At 37.7% G+C, this 21,195-nt stretch carries 18 protein-coding genes and 1 tRNA gene; 7 read left to right on the top strand and 12 right to left on the bottom strand.

Annotated features, from left to right (window positions below; translation table 11 throughout):
• Positions 1-6: 6 nt before the first annotated feature.
• From ACFQZJ_RS05390 to ACFQZJ_RS05430, 9 genes are all read right to left on the bottom strand, one after another.
• Positions 7-1,992 (bottom strand): serine hydrolase domain-containing protein, encoded by a 1,986-nt coding sequence (locus ACFQZJ_RS05390; protein WP_379932845.1) that lies wholly within the window; start codon positions 1,990-1,992, stop codon positions 7-9.
• The gene (locus ACFQZJ_RS05395; RefSeq protein ID WP_379932846.1) at positions 1,989-2,843 is read right to left on the bottom strand and encodes a VOC family protein; all 855 of its coding nucleotides are present in this window, start codon (positions 2,841-2,843) and stop codon (positions 1,989-1,991) included. Before ACFQZJ_RS05395 ends, ACFQZJ_RS05390 begins: the two co-directional genes overlap by 4 nt.
• 68 nt (positions 2,844-2,911) lie before the next feature.
• A complete protein-coding gene (locus tag ACFQZJ_RS05400; RefSeq protein ID WP_379932847.1) occupies positions 2,912-4,375 on the bottom strand; it encodes a serine hydrolase in 1,464 nt (487 codons plus the stop codon).
• Positions 4,376-4,649: 274 nt separating this feature from the next.
• Positions 4,650-5,600, bottom strand: a complete 951-nt coding sequence (locus ACFQZJ_RS05405; RefSeq protein ID WP_379932848.1) for a serine hydrolase domain-containing protein — start codon at positions 5,598-5,600, stop codon at positions 4,650-4,652.
• 57 nt (positions 5,601-5,657) lie between these two features.
• On the bottom strand, positions 5,658-6,611 hold the full coding sequence (locus ACFQZJ_RS05410) for an alpha/beta hydrolase family protein (RefSeq protein WP_379932850.1): 954 nt from the start codon (positions 6,609-6,611) through the stop codon (positions 5,658-5,660).
• A gap of 126 nt (positions 6,612-6,737) precedes the next feature.
• Complete coding sequence (locus ACFQZJ_RS05415; RefSeq protein WP_379932852.1) at positions 6,738-8,021, bottom strand: M20 metallopeptidase family protein; 1,284 nt, start codon at positions 8,019-8,021, stop codon at positions 6,738-6,740.
• Positions 8,022-8,142: 121 nt separating this feature from the next.
• On the bottom strand, positions 8,143-8,976 hold the full coding sequence (locus ACFQZJ_RS05420; protein WP_379932853.1) for a LytTR family transcriptional regulator DNA-binding domain-containing protein: 834 nt from the start codon (positions 8,974-8,976) through the stop codon (positions 8,143-8,145).
• A 443-nt stretch (positions 8,977-9,419) separates the two neighbouring features.
• Complete coding sequence (locus tag ACFQZJ_RS05425) at positions 9,420-9,983, bottom strand: phage integrase SAM-like domain-containing protein (protein ID WP_379932854.1); 564 nt, start codon at positions 9,981-9,983, stop codon at positions 9,420-9,422.
• 244 nt (positions 9,984-10,227) lie between these two features.
• Positions 10,228-10,301 (bottom strand) — tRNA-Arg (locus tag ACFQZJ_RS05430).
• A gap of 76 nt (positions 10,302-10,377) precedes the next feature.
• Between ACFQZJ_RS05430 and ACFQZJ_RS05435 the strand changes: the two genes are divergently transcribed.
• Positions 10,378-10,890 (top strand): adenine phosphoribosyltransferase, encoded by a 513-nt coding sequence (locus ACFQZJ_RS05435; RefSeq protein ID WP_379932856.1) that lies wholly within the window; start codon positions 10,378-10,380, stop codon positions 10,888-10,890.
• Here the strand turns inward: ACFQZJ_RS05435 and ACFQZJ_RS05440 are convergent.
• On the bottom strand, positions 10,884-11,027 hold the full coding sequence (locus ACFQZJ_RS05440) for an SsrA-binding protein (protein WP_379932857.1): 144 nt from the start codon (positions 11,025-11,027) through the stop codon (positions 10,884-10,886). The two genes, ACFQZJ_RS05435 and ACFQZJ_RS05440, sit on opposite strands and share 7 nt — an antisense overlap.
• A gap of 636 nt (positions 11,028-11,663) precedes the next feature.
• Between ACFQZJ_RS05440 and ACFQZJ_RS05445 the strand changes: the two genes are divergently transcribed.
• Positions 11,664-12,602 (top strand): calcium/sodium antiporter, encoded by a 939-nt coding sequence (locus ACFQZJ_RS05445; RefSeq protein ID WP_379932859.1) that lies wholly within the window; start codon positions 11,664-11,666, stop codon positions 12,600-12,602.
• A gap of 72 nt (positions 12,603-12,674) precedes the next feature.
• On the opposite strand, the gene ACFQZJ_RS05450 is transcribed toward ACFQZJ_RS05445, so the two are convergent.
• Positions 12,675-13,685, bottom strand: a complete 1,011-nt coding sequence (locus ACFQZJ_RS05450; protein WP_379932861.1) for a glutamine synthetase beta-grasp domain-containing protein — start codon at positions 13,683-13,685, stop codon at positions 12,675-12,677.
• A 194-nt stretch (positions 13,686-13,879) separates the two neighbouring features.
• On the opposite strand from ACFQZJ_RS05450, the gene ACFQZJ_RS05455 reads away from it, so the two are divergent.
• The 4 genes from ACFQZJ_RS05455 to ACFQZJ_RS05470 all read left to right on the top strand — a co-directional run bounded on the left by ACFQZJ_RS05455 (position 13,880) and on the right by ACFQZJ_RS05470 (position 18,959).
• The gene (locus tag ACFQZJ_RS05455) at positions 13,880-16,066 is read left to right on the top strand and encodes a glutamine synthetase III family protein (RefSeq protein WP_379932863.1); all 2,187 of its coding nucleotides are present in this window, start codon (positions 13,880-13,882) and stop codon (positions 16,064-16,066) included.
• A gap of 83 nt (positions 16,067-16,149) precedes the next feature.
• Complete coding sequence (locus ACFQZJ_RS05460; RefSeq protein ID WP_379932864.1) at positions 16,150-17,328, top strand: AIR synthase related protein; 1,179 nt, start codon at positions 16,150-16,152, stop codon at positions 17,326-17,328.
• Positions 17,329-17,376: 48 nt separating this feature from the next.
• A complete protein-coding gene (locus tag ACFQZJ_RS05465) occupies positions 17,377-17,820 on the top strand; it encodes a QcrA and Rieske domain-containing protein (RefSeq protein WP_379932866.1) in 444 nt (147 codons plus the stop codon).
• Positions 17,821-17,894: 74 nt separating this feature from the next.
• Positions 17,895-18,959, top strand: coding sequence for an FAD:protein FMN transferase (locus ACFQZJ_RS05470; protein ID WP_379932867.1), 1,065 nt, complete (start codon positions 17,895-17,897; stop codon positions 18,957-18,959).
• 134 nt (positions 18,960-19,093) lie between these two features.
• On the opposite strand, the gene ACFQZJ_RS05475 is transcribed toward ACFQZJ_RS05470, so the two are convergent.
• On the bottom strand, positions 19,094-19,741 hold the full coding sequence (locus ACFQZJ_RS05475) for an ATP-binding cassette domain-containing protein (RefSeq protein WP_379932868.1): 648 nt from the start codon (positions 19,739-19,741) through the stop codon (positions 19,094-19,096).
• A gap of 367 nt (positions 19,742-20,108) precedes the next feature.
• On the opposite strand from ACFQZJ_RS05475, the gene prfA reads away from it, so the two are divergent.
• A complete protein-coding gene (gene prfA, locus ACFQZJ_RS05480) occupies positions 20,109-21,185 on the top strand; it encodes a peptide chain release factor 1 (RefSeq protein ID WP_379932869.1) in 1,077 nt (358 codons plus the stop codon).
• Positions 21,186-21,195: the final 10 nt, after the last annotated feature.

Raw genomic sequence — 21,195 nt, forward strand, 5'->3', positions numbered from 1 at the left:
CTTTTGTTATTTTTTTATCCATTTCATTAACTCGTTAGCGTCTACAATAGACCAGCTATGTGGATGACGTTCGCCATTAGAACGATATCCCTTATTCTTAGTTTCTATCAATTCAAATTGATTCCAATTTTCTTTTATTAAATCCTTAGCCACTTGCTGAATAGTATAAGCATTAGTGCTTTCAAAGTCTGTTTGTCTGTTAATTTTTTGCCATAGGCTATCTGGTTCAGTATAAAACCTAAGCTTAATATCTTTTAAATTTGAAACATTTATATGGTTCTTTTCTTGGGTAAAAGGCGATACTTTTGCAATATTCATCAGCAACGAATCTTTACTGAATGCTTCTTCAAAATAATCAATAATGAATTTAGGTTCAGCAAGCCGTTCTTCATCTAAATTAGGGTTTAAAATATCTTTTAGCGAACTCTTGTAAAGTGCATATAAATCAATTGGAGAATCAATAATAAAGGTACCTTCTGGCTTAATGATACTTTGACTTTGATGTAAATAGTTTGAAAGTGTTAAGGCTACATTCCCACCAATGGACATCCCACCAATGCATATATTCTCAGGATTTAGCTCATTTTCTTTAAATAATTGTTCTAATTCATTTGCTACCCGTATGGTTGTAAGTGTATCAATCCATAAATGGCGATTAAAATTCATCAATGCAACAGAAATGTTGTTGGCATTGGCAAGATTGATAATGTCAAATTCTTTTTTTGTTTCTTTGGAAGTGGTACCACCACCAGGATATAATACTAAAGTCGCTTTAGTGTTTTTTGCCTTATAAAGCTGATAGTTTTCAGTCATTATGGTGTCTTCTAAGTAGAGTTGGTTTGTCAACTCAGCTACCAATTTTTGTGTGGTGTTTTTTATGATGGTGCTTTTCATGTCTTTTTCCAACACAAAAACAGAAATTGAAGTCCTCAATTTCGGAAAATACAATACTTGCGAACCCCAAAAGCCGCCGTGCCCATATCGTTTAAACCCTTTTGTATTACCTATAGAAAGCCCTAGCCCATAACTATTATTTTTACCATCAGCGGTTTTCACTTTTGATGAAAGTAATTTTAAAACATCCTTATCTTCAATTATATTTTGATTGAATAGATGATAAGAAAATTGGGCTAATTCTTTTGTAGTAGTAGCAATGCCGCCACCGCCATAGAGGTCAAAAGATATGTCCATGTTTTTAGAATCCCATCCCTTTTCAGTCCAATATTGATGAACCAATTCTTTAGCTCCTTTTGGTTGAGCCTCCAATGTTGGGAACCACGTATTGTTCAAAACAAGTTCATCATATTTAAGCAAGTTTCTTATGGCTTCGTAAAAAGGTTTTTTGGTAACTTCCTCAATAATTTCTGTGCAAAGTAAATAGTTGCCATCGGCATAATTAAACAGCTCTTGTGGCTTACCTAAAGGATTACCAACCGCTACCGCGCGTTGTAGTTGCTCCTCTCTTGTCCATCTGTATTCTTTGTTTTTATCAATAAAGTTAATATAGTCATCATTAGTATATTCTTCAATACCGCTTGTATGAGAAAGCAAGTGTTTTATGGCGATAGCATCAACATCATACCCATCACTTTTAAATAAATCAGTTGTTTTTTGAGTTAGATACTTGCTGATGTTATCTTCAATAGATAGTTTGTTTTCTTCCTGAAGTCTTAAAATAGATGCAGAAATATAGGTTTTTGTATTACTAGCTATTAAAGCTGGTTGGTAGGATAATAGTTTTGCTTTTGTCTCTCTATTTGAATAACCAGCACTTCCGCTCCATGATATGCCATTTTCTGGTGATTCTATATGTACAGCAATTCCTATGGATTCTGGATTGGATTGGTACATTGAATTTATAATGGTTTGAAATTTATCAACAGCAATTTGTGATGGTTTAATTTCTGTTTGCTCTGGGGAGTTTTTGCAGCTAAAACTTAGCGTACAAATAGCAAATAAGAGTATTAGAGTTTTGTTTTTTAGTGTTATCATAAGTGAATAATTAAGGGTAGTTCGGGTCTTAAATCAAAAGATTTCCCTTGAATAGTATCGTCAAAATAGAGTTCCATAAGATGTTCTGAGCCGTTTTTAACGGTAATATTTTCAATTAAATTAAGTGCTTTTATTGTTTCTGAATTAAGGTCCAAGTCGGTTGATGTTATAACAATGTTTGTAATTTTTTCAGCACCATTAGGATGCTTAAAAAGCAGTTTCCAACTTGGGTCATCCGTTTGGAATTTTTTCAATTCTGTTGTGGAATCAAATGTTCCGGATTGCATTTTTGGGGGAACCACAAAAATTGATGGTTCTTTTAGATGGGTTTTTGAATTTTTAGCAGCATATATGTTTTCATCTTGATTCATCCATTCTTGATGATATTTTACCTTTTGGAATGGAATTTTGTCGACATCGTACTCTTTCATTTTTAAAGCTATGCTATAAGGGGAAGCACCATTTTTTTGAAAGTTTGCTCTTACTATAAAATCTAAGTCTTTATGTATTGTATTATTTTGCTCTAACTCGGTTTGGTCATACACAAAAATCAATTCAAAGTAGCTATTTAAAAAATAGAAATAGCGTCCTGCCGTTCCTTGCCTTTTGTGAATTGGTGATAGTGAATCTTGGAGCGATGTAAATCCAATATCTGTTAATCGTTTTTTTGCTGTTTTTGGATTTTTAACCCAAATATTGAAATGGTCAACTTGTAAATCTGTTGATATAGTTTTAGCTTCGCTTAGGCTTTCATTCTTTTTCTTTTCGGAAATACAACACGTGAAGCTTAGGATAAGGAAGAAAATTATAATTTGATTTGTTTTTATCATTTGGATGTTATGAATGTCCATTTTTTTTAGCATGGTCTTCAGTAGTTCCAAGTCCTAATGCCTAAGGTCATTGATTAAGCTTAGGTTTGTTAATTATCAGCTTGCTCTGGTTTAGAACCTTGATTGGTAGTGCCCTTATGTAAAGCTGTGCAACTTTTGATTTTATCTCTCAATAATTTGTTTTCTGGCTTTAACTTCAATGCTTTTTCATAAGCTGTTATTGCTTTTTTATAGTTTTTTAACTGCTCCAGGTTTTGTCCTTTTATGTCATGTACTTCCCAGTCCTCAGGTAATTCTTTAACCATAATTTCACTTAACTGATCACTTACAGAATAGTTGCCTTTTCCAAAATGAAAGCGCTCTAACCAATACACATCTATTATGTTATGAGGGTAATCTTTGCTTTTTAAAATGTAAAACTTGTTGACTAAGTTATCCCTATTTTCAGCATCTATAAGGTTTGCTAATTCGTATGCGATAGTTCGTTCAGGATGATTGAGTGTAAAAGACGGATAAAGAATATTGATTCCAATATCATCAACCACATTTACTGAATTAGAAAGTACCACCACTCCAACCTCTGTGTTTCTATTGTAACCCAAAAACGATATAAAGCCACCGGTGCCGCCATTATGTAGGAGAATATTAGTTGTGTTATCGGGTTTTAAAACAAACCATCCATCTTTATAGAAAAGCTTATCCTTACCAAGGTTAGGAACTCCTGTCTGAATTTTATTTTTTAGAGAATCTGAAGTAAATAACAGATTGTTTTGCTTTTGGTACTTTAAATACTTTATAAGGTCTCTAGTATTACTAATTAAACCACCTTCGTATCTACTTGGACCGGTGAAATTCCAATTGCTATTTGAAGTACCAAAGTTGGTAGGCTGAGCAACAATTTGGTTTTCTTGGTTAGGAACTGAATGGATTGTATTTCTCATTCCTATGGCTTCTATTAAATTACCCATTAAACTTTCGTACGATTTACCCGAAACAATTTCAATTGTTCGTCCAAGCATTGCATATCCTAAGTTAGAGTAGCTCCAACTGGTAGAATTGTCGAGACTCAATTCTTGCATTTCTTTCCCTAAAATATTATTCGAGTAACCATTAAAAGGGTCTGACCAGTTTTGAGGGGAAAATTGATTGGACAATCGAGGAACACCAGCAATATGATTTTGCAACTGGTATGGCGTTATACTATCTAATTTAGGGTTTTGAATTCCACCAAAAAAAGCAGATAAAGGTTTATTCAAAGAGTCTTTTAGGTAGATAGAAGCTAGCTTTGCTGTAAAGGTTTTTGTAATAGAACCAATTTCATAGAGGGTTAAGCTATCAGGCTTTTTTTTTCTATTATTATAAAAGCCATACCCATAAAACTGGGCCGTTCCATCAGGCAAGAGAACACCAATTGAAAAGCTTGGGTTAATTTCAAGTTTTACTCGTCTTTTAATTTCATTATCTAATTCTTGTGATATTACTTGGCCAGAAAGACTAGTTGTGAGAAAAGAGAGAAAAAGACAGTGGAAATATGTAGTTGTTTTCTCTCTCATGCGTGGAAACTGCATTTTATTTGGCAGCCGGCGTTTAAATGAAGTGATTATTTTGAGATTGAGCACAAACTAGATTTTAAAATTTCATTAATTTACTGTGTGATTTCAGGTAGACAGGTCTTTTTTATTGGAAACGGTTAAATCTACCGATTATAGCTCTCGGTATTGGCGCCTTTTTAAATCTACTTTTCCTTTGATTACTCATCTAGCTAGTTACTAGGTAGAATACGGTTCTACTACAACGTATCCATCGCTTTAGATTTATTCTGATTTTCTATTTTTTGTTTGCAATCAGTTCTTTAAAAAAATCTGTAACTATAGAAGCTCCTTTTTTACCACCATAACCTATATACGTATTGTAGCCTTTGATTTTTGGTTTGAACATTAATTCGGTTGTTTCTTTTTTTATTAGTTCATTGTTTCCTAAAGCCTTTGAAAAATTAAATAAATCTGTTATCGTCGAATAATAAAACCCTCCTGGTGATGCTTTCGTCAAGTAATAGTCATTTTTTTTAAGGACTTTATTTTCCCCGAACATTGACGTATATCCACTTGCTTTATTACTCACGGTAGAATCAACTTCGAGTTCGCTTGTGTTGAACATTTCTGTAGGTTTTAAAATAGCGACTTTGATATATTCATAATAATTTTTACCGCTTATTTTTTCAATGATTAGACCAAGAATAACAAAACCTGATGCACTGTAATTGTATTTGGTTCCTGGTAGTGATAAGAGTGTATCATGAACGAAAAGAGGAACAAAATCCGATACTTTTTTGTATTCCAAATTTCTCATTTTATCCTCGTCTGCCACATAGAAATTATTAAGTCCAGAAGTGTGTGATAATAATTGATGAATTGTTACCGAATCCCTTACCAGTTTATTAGGATAATCAGGGAGGTATTCGCCAATTGGAATGTTTAATTTCAACATTCCTTGCTCGTACAGCTGCAAGATTGCAACAGCAGTAAACATTTTAGCTATAGACGCAATGTTGAATTTTGTGTTTACGCTGTTCTTAATTTCGTGTTCTATACTTGCAAGTCCATAAGCTCGTTTTTCAGTTATTTTATCGTTATGTGCGACCAGAACTGTTCCAGAAAAATCGTCTGGAGTTAAATGGTCCAAAAATGTCTTTATCGCGATATCTTTGGATTGGCTAAAAGCAGAAATTCCTATGAAGAGAATTACTGTTGCTAAAAGAGTTTGTTGTTTTATATTCATAGTCAGGTTTAATGTGGCAGCCAAGTAAAGCTTTAAGTTGATTATTGTAGTCACCCATTATAGTTTTTTATACGTCTTTGTTACTTTCTTCTTGCTGAGTTCCTTGGCTTTTTGCTTAATCCAATGTATAGAGATATCAATTGGTTCCGTGGTATTGGCAAAAGCAGTATTGTGCCCTAATGTTGGGAATAATGTATACTCAAATGGTTTGCCCTGTGCTTTTAAAGTATTAAGATGCTCTATGCACATTTTTGCAGGAATTTGTATGTCCTTTTCACCAAAAAGCCATAGGCCTGGCGTTGAAAGATTACTTAGAGTGGTTTTTGGGTCTGTACCGGTAAATTGGTACCTATCAGGATCATTCTTGATGTGTTTTCGTGCATCTTCTTCCGTGTGTGTGTCCCAAAAATCTTCTCTCCCATTTGTATAAAACTGGAACCTGAGTTGTTCAAGAGTTGTGATTGTGGGACAACTAAACAAGACCATGAATTCTATTAATGGATTTTCATTTGCAGCTATTGGCATTATCCATCCTGCTTGGCTAAAACCAATAACACCTATGGGTATGTTGATGTTCTCTTTGAACATAATATTAACGGCGGTACTTGCATCTTTTGCTAATAGATTCAAATTATCCGTACTGATATTATTAGTTCCTACCTGGGGCCCAACATAAACGCCACCTGATTCCCCTACACCACGTTTATCATAAGTCAACACTAAAATATTATTTTTTGCTAGTATTTCAGCAAACTTGGTCATTCTAGGAACCGGGTCGGAACCATGCACAATGACAAGTGCCGCATTAGGCTGTTTGGGGCTATAGATTGTACCTGCCAACTTAATTCCTTCACTATCGAATGTCACATTTTTTGTTTCTACTTCTTCTAATGACTGGGCAGTTACCTTATTTTTGGATAGGAATAAAAGAAGAGTTACAAGCAAAATTGAAAGTCCTTTTGCCATATTTACTTCTTTTACATCTGGGAAGACATATTTCATTCTTTTCATGTTTTATTTACATTAAGTAATAATTTCAAATTCTTGATAGTGTTATTCATGTTTAAACCAAATACTGATGGTTTAATGAGTAATTAATAAAAAGTATTCGTAATGGTTATTATTCGGAATTGTATTTTATTCCGTCTTGGTTCTTTCAAAAATTAATGATGAAAACGTTTGGACAGCAATTTTCATGCATTCTTCATCTACCCGAAAATTAGGGGCATGGTTCATAGCGACGAATCCTTTATCGCTATTTGAACCTCCTAATAGAAAATAGACGCCAGGTATTTTTTGTTGAAAGTAAAAGAAGTCGTCATTGAAGTATGGTAATTGCCCATAACTCTTTGAAACTGCACCCAGGCCGTAGATTTTGTTAATGCTATTTATGGCTTTGGCGGTTAATCCTTCATCGTTTAATACCGTTTGATTTTCCTGAATGTACGATGTTGAAACAAAATGGTCATTTATTTCTGAATTGTTTATAATTTGCTCAATTGTTGGTAATATTTTCGGTAGATTAGACTTGTTGGTTTCATATAAATATGATTTAATACGAACCTGATCACTGTCTTGTTCCACAACGAAATTTTCTTCCAAAAAGAGATAGTCATTGAAAATAGTGTTTGGGTTGGTTAACGTATTAATTGAATCAAAGACTTTTGGAAAATTCCAGTGATCGACTTCATCTTTTGTTCGTAAAATCTCATTGCGTATACTTTTATATAGAATTTTGGCATCGTCTTTTGTAAGATCGTTATCAAATGTAAGCTGTATTCGCTTTTGATAGGCATATATTTCGTTTGGTTTCACCATTACTTGCCCCATAGGCAATGCAGTTACGTGTAATGAATATATTTCGTCCATATTCAATTGCGAAAACACATTGTCGGAAATCATTTTTTTCGCTCCGACAAAAGTTTCTTCTTCCGGTTGAAAAATAAAGTAAACTGTACCATTCAGAGATTCTTTGCTTTTAGAAAGTACCTCAGCTATCCCAAGTCCAATTGCCATATGTACGTCGTGACCACAACCGTGCTGGACTCCTTTGACCGTTGATGCATAAGGTACGTCATCGGTATAATCACTCTTTATCGCATCCATATCGGCTCTCCAACCTATGGCCTTTCCCAATTTACTTCCTTTCAATATGCCGATAACTCCGTTTCCCGCAATTCCAGTTTTAACTTCCAAACCTAAATTCGAGAGGTAGTTGGCAATAACTTTAGAAGTTCTTTTTTCATTTCCGGCCAGCTCAGGGTGTTCATGTAAATCTCTTCTGATTTCGACTAAGCTGTCAAAAATTTTAGCTGTGTGTTTTTCTATTTCTTGGTGGATCGTGTTCTGTCCAAAAGACTTATAGGAGAATAGACCAAGAAATAGGATGAGCAAGAATATACCGTTTTGATTTTTAAGCATTAGAATCTCTCTAGTTTAGTTTTTTGAAAGAAACAAAGGAAACTAAATGATTAAAAAATGAAAAGAAATTGTGACGCGTTACTACTTTTATTGATTAGTTGTTAGTTTTTATGACGAACTACTAATTTGTGGGCTTAATACCTAGTGCTAATTTTATGGTTTTGTAGTAAGACTTTGATAACGGTATATTTTCATCCTTAAGATGAAACTCTATTTTTGCATTTTGTGAATTTCCTCTGATAGTTTTAATTGTCGCAATATTCACTAAATAGGAACGATGGGATTTGTGTAAAAAGGGAACTTGTTCCTTTATGGCAGCTAACGTATTTCTAAATGTCTTATGATGGATACTGTTATTTTTCACGTAAAAAATTTTGACATAGTTTTCAGATGCTTTGACAAAAAGCAGTGTTTCTTTTTGAATCACTAATTTTTCTCCATTGTTTTCTCCTAAAAGAGTGATTTCATTCAAAGACTTTTTAGTAACTATGATGCCAAATTTATTTCGTAAATAGAGATAGAAAGGAAGTAGAAGTAACATAACCGGTACCACTGAGTGTCCGAAAAACCAAATACCGTGTTTTAGATATTCATAGGGATAAAAGGTGTGGCTAAAAAAATTATTCAAGAAGACTTGATTGTAGAAATGAATCGGTATGCCAGAAACAAGCATAAAAATGATAAAGGAAACTATTTCATATCCGCCCTTCCATCGTTTGTTTTTAGAATGATACCATAAATTTTCAATTCTTGCACAGAATAAATACATTGTTCCTGCCAATAATCCAAAGCCCGAAAATATTAAATATTTGTAATCGGACTCAAAACTATAAGTGCCAAAAGGTTGTAATAAAATCATGATAAGGGCAATAATACCTCCAATTATCAAACCAATTAACGATTGCTTTTCAAAACTAGAACAGTAAGGTATTTGTTTTTGGATTAGTCTTAACATTGTATATTGATAAGGTTCTATTCACAATCACGGAGAGCACGGTTATACTGATTATTGCTCAAGACTATTAGCATCACAATCGTAAGTAAATATTAATTTCCGTAAAAATAAAACAAATTCTTTTTAATATAAAGATGTGGCAAGTCTTCTAAATGCTTAATTGATATTATCTGCTTCTACAACTTAGAAATAAACTTCACTGAACATACTACATGGAAGGAATAATCTATTTTTTTAACCGTTCTAGCCAATCCCTCTAAATTCTGCGAAAAGCTCCATTTCGAGTAACACGCTTCACTAAACAAGGTCTTGGACACAACTTCAAAGTTTGCGATTTCCATTCCGCTACTCCTGCAAAAAAAAAGGCAGTAGCGCTTCATTCCCAATCTCCACCTTTAAAGTCAAGTCCGCTTAACATTCTGCCTAACGAGAACAGTCTGTTTTCATAACCCGTTCAGCACATTCCCCTGCATTTCGCTGAAGAAGTATGAGCGCAAGAAACGTTCAAATCCTAAAATGAATGAATAGTCCAGATCGCAAAGAAATATGTCTGACTTGCGATACTCGGCTTCCAAAAATTTCAACAGATATTTTTGGCTAGTTTTATAGTGGCATAAAGTTTTTGGTGCAAGGTTCACCCCTAAATTATCATTGTGATAAGAAAATATGTTTTTTAAAGTGTGGTTTCTTGTATCCTCTCCTAAATACCTTGCTTTTATTAATTGTGGAGTTACTAACTTGGATTCGTTGACCAAATCTCTGTAGCTTTGAACAATAATTGCCTTTACTTCATCTAAATAATAATTTACCTCTCTCGATGTTTTTCCATTGCCCTTTAACTTTTGGCGTTTTGGGTCCCAAGAGTCTACATTGACCTTTTGGTTTAAACTAAGGTTAACTTTTTTTCCATTTAGGGTAATGCGAGCATAAATGTTAGAAGAATTATTTTTGTCGGAGCGTTGGGTGTAAACCCAAAAGAGTACTGAAAATGTTTTTGCTGTGCGCATAGTTTTCGTCTTAATGTGTTAAACAATAATTGAGACGAAAGTCAAATCAACTTAGCAATACTTATCTTTAATTGAGCTCAATATATAAAACTGTTGACACTTATGTTGACGTTTTAAAAAAATGTTGACGATTTGTGAACATTTAAAACCATATAGCATCATTTTATATGATTGGCCTAAAATAAAAAAAGCCTGTAAATCATAAGATTAGCAAGGTTTTGGTCTCGGATGATATCCGTTTTAGTGACCCTGACAAGATTCGAACTTGTAACCTTCTGATTCGTAGTCAGATGCGCTATCCAGTTGCGCCACAGGGCCTTTTTAGGCTTCCCCTAAGGGGCTGCAAATATATTTCTTTTTACTTTTAACGCAAAATAAACAAGGTACAAAAGGAATGGATTTAAAACGCTATGTAAGGGATATTGAAAATTTTCCTAAAAAGGGTATTCTTTACAAGGATATTACGCCGTTGTTGCAAGACCGAAAAGCCTTTCAAGTTGCTACAGTTGGGCTATTGACCATGATTGGGGATACCCGTATAGATAAGGTAGTAGGAATGGAAAGCAGGGGATTTATCTTTGGACCGCTATTGGCCCATAGCCTAAAAGCAGGATTTGTTCCCGTTAGAAAGCCGGGAAAGTTGCCCTTTAGCAAGTTAAGCGAACCATTTACCTTGGAATACGGTACTGATATTCTAGAAATGCATACTGACGCCATAAGCGAGGGTGATAGGGTATTGGTACATGATGATGTACTAGCAACTGGAGGTACTGCTAGTGCCGTCGCAAAATTGGTAGAACGTGCCGGTGGCGAAATCGTACAGTTTAACTTTTTGTTGGAACTTACCGTCCTTAATGGTCGTGACAAGATAGCTGCTTGCCCAACGCATTCCTTACTGCGCTATTGATCCAATGCTTTTGTTGTCACAAAGTACCGCCAACCTATTATGGCCATTTGCAGTTTTGATGCTTTTGAGAGATCCAGTCGCTGTTTTGAGTAGGAGGGAAGTAATGCCTTGTTCAATTTAGCCAAAAAGGTATACATGTTTTAAGCGGGTTTGTTGGTGGTTCAAAAATACAAAATTAAAAATACGGAGTTCCGTTAGGTATTACCGCGCATTAGTTGATTATTGCCCTAAACGTATGTTAATCCATTTAAATGTCAAATATGATGAACCTTTGAGTCGTGAATGTGATTTTACTACGTTATGAAAAGGACGAATTGGGTCGGTTTCTGTTGTTACCATGGTTGATGATGTTTGTATCTTATAATGATGTTAGCAAGCTGCGCAAATGCTTTTTCTAAGAAGGTATAATAAAACTGATCACAGCCGTAGAAGAAGATTTTAGTATCGTGGAATTTCAGTAAGATCGGATGCGTGGTTTAAGTTATATTATTTAGGACAATGAGTCACTTCTTTAAATTTAAAGATAGCGCGGAGCGGAATGCCCAGGTCGGAACTGTTTTTTGGGCTCTCAGAATTTCGGGACCGGTAAGATAAAATATGATGCCGAGTTTTTCGGGAACGCAATACTCTTCCGGATTTGTGCTATGTTTATCTTTAGTATTCCTTTGTTTTGGTTCTATCGAATTATGAATTAGAATCTTAATGTCTGTGCTACTTGGGGTACTTGGGCAAATCCCGGATTCTTACTTTATATTTGTTGAAAATAAAGGTGTATGCAGAATTTTTTGTTCGTGGTGGTTGGATTGGTACTGTTGATTGCCGGAGGTAATTGGCTATTGAAATCTGCTGTAGACCTGTCTTTGAAATTGAATATTCCAAAAATAGTTATCGGTATGACCGTGGTGTCCTTTGCTACCTCTGCACCAGAACTTATGGTAAGTGTCAATGCTGCCTTGGACGGTTCTCCCGATTTGGCCTTGGGGAATGTGGTAGGCTCCAATATTGCGAATTTGGGACTCGTGTTGGCCGTTACGATTTTGTTAAGTAGTATAGATGTTAAACGTAGTTTTTATACAACGGATTGGCCCGTTATGATGATAGCTTCTTTATTGTTTTTTGTTTTTATTTATTTTGATGGGGTATTGGAATTCCATGAGGGTGTTATAATGGTTCTCTTTTTGTTCGCCTTTTTGGTGTACTTGCTGCGATTTCAAAAAAAGGCAGTGGAGGAGGAACCGGAGCTGCCTGCGGTTATGATGCCTCTATGGAAAACCACACTATTTTTGGGTTTGGGAGGTGTGGCTTTATGGGGTGGTTCAGAACTTTTGATTACTGGTGCCGTTGGTCTTGCCCAGAGCTTTGGGGTTAGTGAACGTGTCATTGCGATTACGATAGTATCCGTAGGTACTAGTATTCCCGAACTGGCAGCTTCTATTATTGCCATCATTAATAAAGAAAAAGCAATTTCCTTAGGTAACCTTATTGGTTCAAATATTTTCAATTTACTTGCGGTGCTTGGTATTACGGCTATTATTACGCCCATTAAAGTGATGGACGAAGGCTTGCTTTCCAATGATATCTGGTGGATGCTAGGGATTTCCTTTCTTATCCTACCTCTGGTATTTATACCAAAAGGATTAAGACTGGGCTGGCGAGATGGACTTGTTTTGCTAAGCGTTTATCTCATGTTTGTGTATTTTACTATTTCGTAGTTGCTAATTGTTAAAACAAAAAACGCCTTGGAATCTCCAAGGCGTTTTGTTTAAAACTAAATATCCGTAATGTTAAAGCTTTGCGCTCTTCACCGTCTTAATTATTCTTCCCGCAATTTTGTAAGGATCTCCGTTAGAAGCAGGTCTTCTATCCTCTAGCCAACCTTTCCATCCTTTTTCAACTGTAATGATCGGAATTCTAATAGAGGCGCCTCTATCGGAAACTCCATAAGAGAAATCGGATACGTGGGCCGTTTCATGCTCTCCTGTCAATCGTTCATCGTTAAACTCACCGTAAACGGCAATGTGCTCTTCCGTTACCGGTCTAAAGGCTTCGCATATTTTTTCGTAAGTCTCTTTTGACCCGCACGTTCGTAGGGTGGTATTTGAGAAGTTGGCATGCATTCCCGATCCGTTCCAGTCACCTTTTACTGGTTTAGGATGGTATTCTATGTAGTAGCCATGTTGCTCTGTTAGTCTATCCAATAAGTAACGTGCAACCCAAATTTCGTCGCCTGCTTTTTTGGCACCTTTAGCAAATAATTGGAATTCCCACTGCCCTGGCGCAACTTCTTGGTTGATACCTTCAAAATTCAAGCCGGCCGCTATGCATAAATCTGCATGTTCTTCAACTATATCCCTGCCCCATGTATATCTACCGCCTACAGAACAATAATATTTACCCTGTGGTCCAGGAAAGCCACCACGCGGAAATCCTAACGGCAGATCTGTTTTTGTATCCATCAAGAAATACTCCTGCTCAAAACCAAACCAGAAGTCACCATCGTCATCGTCAATTTTAGCCCTTGCATTGGAAGGATGTGGCGTTCCATCGGCGCTTAATACTTCTGACATTACCAAAAATCCATTTTTTCTTGCTGGATCTGGGAAAATAGCTACAGGTTTCAATAAGCAGTCAGATGCCCCGCCGGATGCCTGCTCTGTAGATGAGCCATCAAAAGACCAAATGGGACAGTCTTCCAATTTGCCGCTAAAGTCGTTTTCTACTTTAGTCTTGCTTCTCATGTTTTGGGTCGGTTCATGACCGTCTAGCCAGATGTACTCCAATTTTGTTTTGCTCATAATGTATACTAAATTATAGTTGATGAAAAATAAAAGACAGGCAAAAATATGATTTTTTGTTGAATAATATGAATTTTTAAGGGGTGTAAATCGATAAGAAGTAAAAAAAATAGATAGACCCCTATTTTTTATAGGGTGTTTTGTGATATTTATAATTTAAGGTCGTAATTTTGTCATATTAATAATTTAGAACTATGTCATTAAGTAGATTTAAGGCACTGACAGAGAGCGGTAACAGGGTTTCCATTGGCATTGCGGAGAATGGAAGAAGATCGGATTTCTTTGCCAACAATGTGTTCAACGAAAAAAAAATGTTACAGTATCTTACCAAGGATGCCTTGGAAAGTGTAAAAAACGCTATTTCATCGGCCTCTAAAATAGACCGTAAAATAGCCGATCAAGTAGCGGAGGCCATGAAGGGATGGGCTATTTCTATGGGAGCAACCCATTACACCCATTGGTTTCAACCATTAACGGGTGCGACCGCCGAGAAACACGATGCGTTTTTTGATTTGCTAGCAGATGGTACGGCTTTGGAGAAATTTGGTGGTGGGCAATTGGTACAGCAGGAGCCGGACGCATCAAGTTTTCCCAGTGGCGGTATTAGAAATACGTTCGAGGCAAGGGGCTATACGGCATGGGACCCTACATCTCCTGCCTTTGTTTATGGTACCACGTTGTGTATCCCAACCATATTCGTATCCTACACGGGAGAAGCTTTGGATAACAAGGCACCTTTATTAAGGGCTTTGGCGGCCGTAGATGATGCCGCTACAGCCGTAGCTAGGTATTTTGATAAGAATGTTACAAAAGTACATGCCACACTAGGCTGGGAGCAAGAGTATTTTTTGATCGATAAAGCACTTGCCCAGTCCAGACCGGATATTGTTCTAACAGGCAGAACCTTAGTGGGTAATTCCGCAGCAAAAGGCCAGCAATTGGATGATCACTATTTTGGCGTAATACACAACAGGGTTCTAAGTTTTATGAGCGATCTGGAAAAGGAATGTACCAAACTGGGTATTCCTTTGAAAACGAGACACAACGAAGTGGCGCCCAACCAGTTTGAGTTGGCCGCTATTTTTGAGGAAGCTAACCTTGCGGTAGATCATAATCTACTGTTGATGGACGTAATGGACAAAGTTGCCGATAAGCATAAATTTAAGGTGTTGTTCCATGAAAAACCGTTTGCGGGTATCAACGGTTCTGGAAAACACAACAATTGGTCTTTGGCCACGGATACGGGTGTCAATCTTTTGAGTCCAGGTTCTACACCCATGAAAAACCTTCAGTTCCTTACTTTTTTTATAAATACCATTAAGGCGGTAGATACGTACGAGGAGTTATTGCGTTCCTCTATTGCTTCTGCAAGTAACGACCATAGGCTGGGTGCCAACGAAGCACCGCCGGCTATTTTTTCCATTTTTATAGGCTCGCAGCTTAGTAATGTATTGGATGAGCTCGAAGGGGTATCCAAAGGAAAGCTCTCCCCAGAGGAAAAAACTGAATTAAAACTGAACGTTGTCGGTAAAATTCCGGAAATTCTCTTGGATAACACGGATCGTAACCGAACCTCGCCCTTTGCCTTTACCGGTAACAAATTCGAGATGCGCGGCGTAGGGGCAAAGACAAATTCTGCCAAACCTATGACCATATTAAATACCATTGTGGCAAAACAGTTGCAGGAATTTAAGAAGGAGGTAGACACGCTCATAGATAAAAAAGGATTAAAAAAGGATGAAGCTGTTTTTAATGTTTTACGGGAGTATATCAAGACTTCTAAGCGAATTCGGTTCGATGGCGATGGATATAGCAAAGAATGGGAGAACGAGGCAAAGAAGAGAAAGTTAAGTAATAATAAAAACACCCCCGATGCCCTACAGGTATTAACATCCAAGGAAAGTTTAGCGCTGTTTAAAGCTACCAAGGTCATGAGCGAAGTAGAGATCGGCGCCCGTTTGGCGGTAGAGCTTGATACCTATATCTTGAACATACAGATAGAGGGGCGTGTGTATAATGAACTTGTATACGGCTATATTATTCCTGCTGGTATTGCCTATCAAAACAAACTGATTTCCAATGTTGCGGGCTTAAAGGAGATATATGGTGCCGCCCATAAGAAGTTTTCGGAAGGGCAATTGGCCATGATAGAAGAAATTGGAGAGCATTTGGATGCCATTAAAAAAATGACGGATGCCATGACCGATGCGAGGCGAAAAGCCAACGTTATTAGCGATGGTAAAAGGAAGGCCGAAGCCTATTGTCATAATGTTAGGCCTTACTTTGATGAGATAAGAAAGCATTCGGACAAGCTGGAAAAGCTGCTTGACGACCAACTTTGGCCCTTAACAAAGTATAGGGAGCTTCTTTTTGTTAAATAAAGGAAGGGTTTAGCTTCATTTCTCTGGTGTTTTTCAACTTGGAGTTTGAAGCAAATCCTTTATTTTTGCCTCAAACCAGTTATATGTCATCATCTACAAGTGAAAGATACAGTCAACGCGGGGTTTCTGCGGCAAAAGAAGACGTTCATAATGCTATAAAAAATATAGATAAGGGTTTGTTTCCAAAGGCGTTTTGCAAAATTGTACCCGATTATTTGACCGGAGACAAGGACTATTGCTTAGTGATGCATGCCGATGGCGCTGGAACCAAATCCTCTCTTGCTTATATGTATTGGAAAGAAACGGGAGATCTGTCCGTTTGGAAGGGTATTGCACAAGATGCGTTGATCATGAATATTGATGATTTGATCTGTGTGGGTGCTACGGATAATATCATGTTATCCTCTACCATTGGCAGAAACAAAAATAAAATTCCGGGAGAAGTGCTTTCGGCCATAATTAATGGTACCGAGGAGTTAATTTCCGATTTGGCGGAGCATGGTATAACTATTCGCTCCACAGGTGGGGAGACCGCAGATGTGGGCGATTTGGTTCGTACCATTATAGTAGATTCTACCGTTACGGCAAGGCTTAAAAGGAGCGATGTAATCGACAACGCAAATATAAAGGCCGGAGATGTAATAGTTGGTTTGGCTTCCTTTGGACAAGCAACCTACGAAACCGAGTACAATGGGGGTATGGGCAGTAACGGACTCACCTCTGCGCGCCATGATGTGTTTTCCAAGTCTTTGGCAGAGAAGTACCCGGAAAGTTTTGATTCGGAAGTTCCGGCAGATCTGGTCTATTCAGGTAAGACCAAATTAACGGACGCTGTTCCCAATTCTCCCTTGGATGCCGGTAAACTGGTCTTATCGCCAACACGGACATACGCGCCGATCGTAAAAAAAATACTATCTAAATACAACAGTACGGACATTCATGGGATGGTACATTGCAGTGGTGGTGCCCAGACAAAAATTCTTCATTTTGTAGATAGCTTACACATTGTAAAGGATACTCTTTTTGAGCTTCCGCCTTTGTTTAAGTTGATACAGCAGCAGTCTGGAACCGATTGGAAGGAAATGTACCAAGTGTTCAACTGTGGCCATAGATTGGAAATTTATCTGGATTCGGCTTTGGCCAATGATGTAATCGAAATTTCAAAATCGTTTGGTGTAGATGCCCAAGTCATTGGGAAAGTAGAGGCATCCGAAACGAAGCGGTTGACAATCAAAAGTACATACGGCACCTTTACGTATTAAGGTATACGATTGTTTGGAATCCTACGTTCTTTATTATAAATAACTGCTATGGAAAGAAAGGATTTTTTAAGAACATTGGGAGCCGGTGCTGCTTTCGCTATTACTTTTCCATGTCTTGGAGGATGTTCCAAGGATGATGAAAACGATGGAAATATTGTCGATCCACCAACAAATGTAGATTTTACCATAGATCTAAGTGCTTCGGAAGCCGCTAAGCTATCAGATAATGGTGGCTTTATTCGTAAAAATTTAGTAGTTATTGTTAGAAATTTGGAAGGTAACTTTGTTGCTGCTTCCCAGGTTTGTAGCCATGAGCAGTATGATGCAGTGGTATTTGACAGTCGTAACGGAGGAACTTTTTTCTGCGATGTGCACGGATCACGTTTTGGGCAGGACGGCACCCCTTTAAACACCATTCCCAACAGCACGCCAAGAGCTTTAAAAGTATACAATACCGAGCTTAATGGAAACCTTTTGCGGGTTTTTGAATAAGTCCGTTCCATACAGCTAATTCATCTGTTTTAATGACTTGTTCCCCTTTAGTAACGAATAGTTTACGCACTATAATGATCGGCATCATTGGGCGATGCTTATTAGGTGTTGGATTTAGTTATGGGGTGTTTCTACAGTGTGCTAAGGGTAACATTACGACCATTTTGTGTTTTTTCTTCTTGTTTGTTGGTTTTGCCCAGGACAAGGATTATGTAACGGTAAAGAAGGCCGCGACACTGATGGGAACCCGTTTTGATATTACCGTGGTTTCTGTAGATGAGGAACTAGGATATATCAACATACAGGAAGCAGTTGGCGAAATCACAAGAATAGAAAAGCTTATATCCTCGTGGGATGCCGATTCGGAAACCTCCTTGATCAATGATAATGCCGGTATTAAGCCGGTAAAGGTAAGTCTAGAGCTTTTTAAACTGATCGAGCGTTCCAAACAGATTTCGGAAATCACCAATGGTGCTTTTGATATCACTTTTGCCGGAATGGACACCATTTGGAAGTTCGATGGATCCATGACCGGTATGCCATCTGCATCTCAAATTGCAAAAGCTAAAACAACTGTAGGTTACGAAAAGATTATTTTGGATGCTTCCGAGCAGTCCGTTTTTTTGTCCCAAAAGGGAATGAAGATCTCTTTTGGCGCTATTGGCAAAGGGTACGCTGCGGACAAGGCAAAAGAGTTGTTGGTATCCAAACAGGTAGTGGCGGGCGTTATCAATGCTGCCGGTGATATTAGTGCTTGGGGCAAAAAGGTAAGCGGTGAGAAATGGCTCATAGGTATCGCAAATCCCTTGAGCAAGGATACCATTTTTTCATGGATTCCGCTTTTGGAATCTTCGGTGGCTACTGCTGGTACTAGCGAACGATTTGTGACGATTAACGGGCAGAGATTCGGTGATCTTATAGATCCACGTACCGGGTATCCTGCCACGGGTATAAACAGGGTTTCCGTGTTTTCTAAAAGTGCGGAACTATGCGATGCCCTTGCTACGGCCATAATGGTTATGGGTCGGGATGCGGGACTGGCCCTGGTAAATCAGTTGGGGGGTACGGAAGTGATAATTATAGATTCCGACAATACATTGGTAAAGAGCAATGGTCTAATTCTGGATAAAGCACCTTGAGTCTTTTGGTTATGCCGGTATATCATCGATTGCTAAGTTGGTATGGGTTAAGTCCTATAAAACACTTATATGCTTGGTCTTAGTAGCAATAGGGTGGTAATATTAATGGTGTCGCATTCGCTCGCATTTAATGCTTAGGTTAAATATCCCTCTTGTTTCAATTCCACTTTGGATTTTAGTGCTTTGGAGCACCCGTTCTTGAGCAGGTAAAGGGTATCGCTGATATCTAAAATATCTTCATAATAATGGTCGGTCAAAATAATAATACTATTTTCTTTCTTTTGGCAGATGATTTTTTTCAGGATATCGATATATATAGGGGCAATAAAGGAAAAGGGTTCGTCCAGTATAATAATCTCTTTCTTGGAGTTCAATATCAAATAGGTTTCCAGTAGTCTTAATTCACCAGTGGAAAGATTGTTGATCTTTTCTTTTTGCGGTGCCACAAAAGAATGGAATAACGTTGTGAAGTCCTTTCGATCTGTCTTAAAGGTCTCAAAAGCTTCTTGAACGGTCATGTAGCTCGGCAGCAACCGGTGTTGTGGGAGATATGCTGCTTTACCTGTTTTATAGAGTTTCCTTTTTTGATGTAATCCGTTAAGCCTTACATTGCCATATTTAGGCCCTAGGTTTCCGAATAGAATGCGGAGTAAAGAGGTTTTTCCGCAACCGTTTCTACCTAAGACACCCGTAACCGTTCCGGTTTCGGCATGCATGTAAATGCCGCTAAGGATTTTCTTGGAGTCAAAATTGAGTTCTATGTTGTCTAATTCTAACGTCAAAACAGGCTTAGGATATAGTATAGAGCGGATGACCATAGCGCATCCACAAGAAAGCAACCGAAAAATAGCTGAATATGTGAAAGTCCAAAATTTTGATAGAATATCATCCTTTTCTGGAGTATCGAATCAAAATATACAACGAACAATAATAAGAACAGTACTGCTTTACTGCCAAATAGCACACTAAAAGGTGCTTTTAAGGCTAAAATAAAAATCGTTAGGAGCAAGGATATAAAAAGAAATTGGCGGTAAAATTTCCAAACAAGAATCAATTTTTCCAAACCAGGGATTAAGGGTTCAATCGTATCAAGTACTTCCTTAAATGTACAAATTTATCGTAAATTCGCAGGACTAGTGAAGGATAAATATGATAGACAAGTTAAATATTGTAAAACAGCGTTTTGATGAGGTTTCCGATTTAATTATCCAGCCCGATGTCATAACGGATCAGAAAAGATATGTGAAGCTTACTAAGGAGTACAGTGATCTTAAGGCGTTAGTGGCCAAAAGAGACTACTATTTGGAGCTGACCAATAATATAGCGGAGGCAGAGGAAATTATAGCCGATGGCAGTGATGAAGAAATGGTAGAGATGGCAAAAATGCAGTTGGAAGACGCTAGATCAGAGTTTCCAAAACTGGAAGAGGAAATAAAGTTGATGCTCATCCCTAAGGATCCTGAAGATGCCAAAGATGTGGTTGTTGAAATCCGGGCCGGGACGGGTGGGGACGAGGCAAGCATTTTTGCAGGCGACCTGTTTCGTATGTACACTAAATATTGTGAAAGTAAGGGTTGGAAAACCAATGTTATAGATTTAAGCCAGGGTACGAGCGGGGGCTACAAGGAAATTCAGTTCGAGGTTACCGGAACTGACGTTTACGGAACCTTGAAGTTTGAAGCAGGCGTACACCGTGTGCAGCGAGTGCCCCAGACAGAAACACAGGGCAGGGTGCATACCAGTGCCGCCACGGTTATGGTATTGCCCGAAGCAGAAGATTTTGATGTGCAAATAGATCCTAAAGATGTGCGCATAGATTTCTTTTGTTCTTCCGGTCCTGGGGGTCAATCTGTAAATACGACATATTCGGCCGTGCGATTGACCCACCTTCCTACGGGGCTTGTAGCGCAATGTCAAGATCAAAAATCACAACACAAGAATAAGGACAAGGCCTTCCGTGTACTGCGTTCTAGACTATACGACCTAGAGCTTGCCAAAAAACAGGAGGAAGATGCTGCAAAACGAAATTCTCAAGTAAGTAGTGGTGATCGCTCTGCGAAGATCAGGACGTATAACTACCCACAAGGAAGGGTAACCGATCACCGTATCGGCCTAACTTTATATGATCTGTCAAATATTATAGATGGTGATATTCAACGGATTATTGATGAATTGAGCCTTGTGGAAAACACGGAGAAACTAAAAGAGGCTTCCGAAACATTCTAATCGCTTCATT

Source organism: Maribacter chungangensis (assembly GCF_042676845.1).
Taxonomy (GTDB): Bacteria; Bacteroidota; Bacteroidia; order Flavobacteriales; family Flavobacteriaceae; genus Maribacter; species Maribacter chungangensis.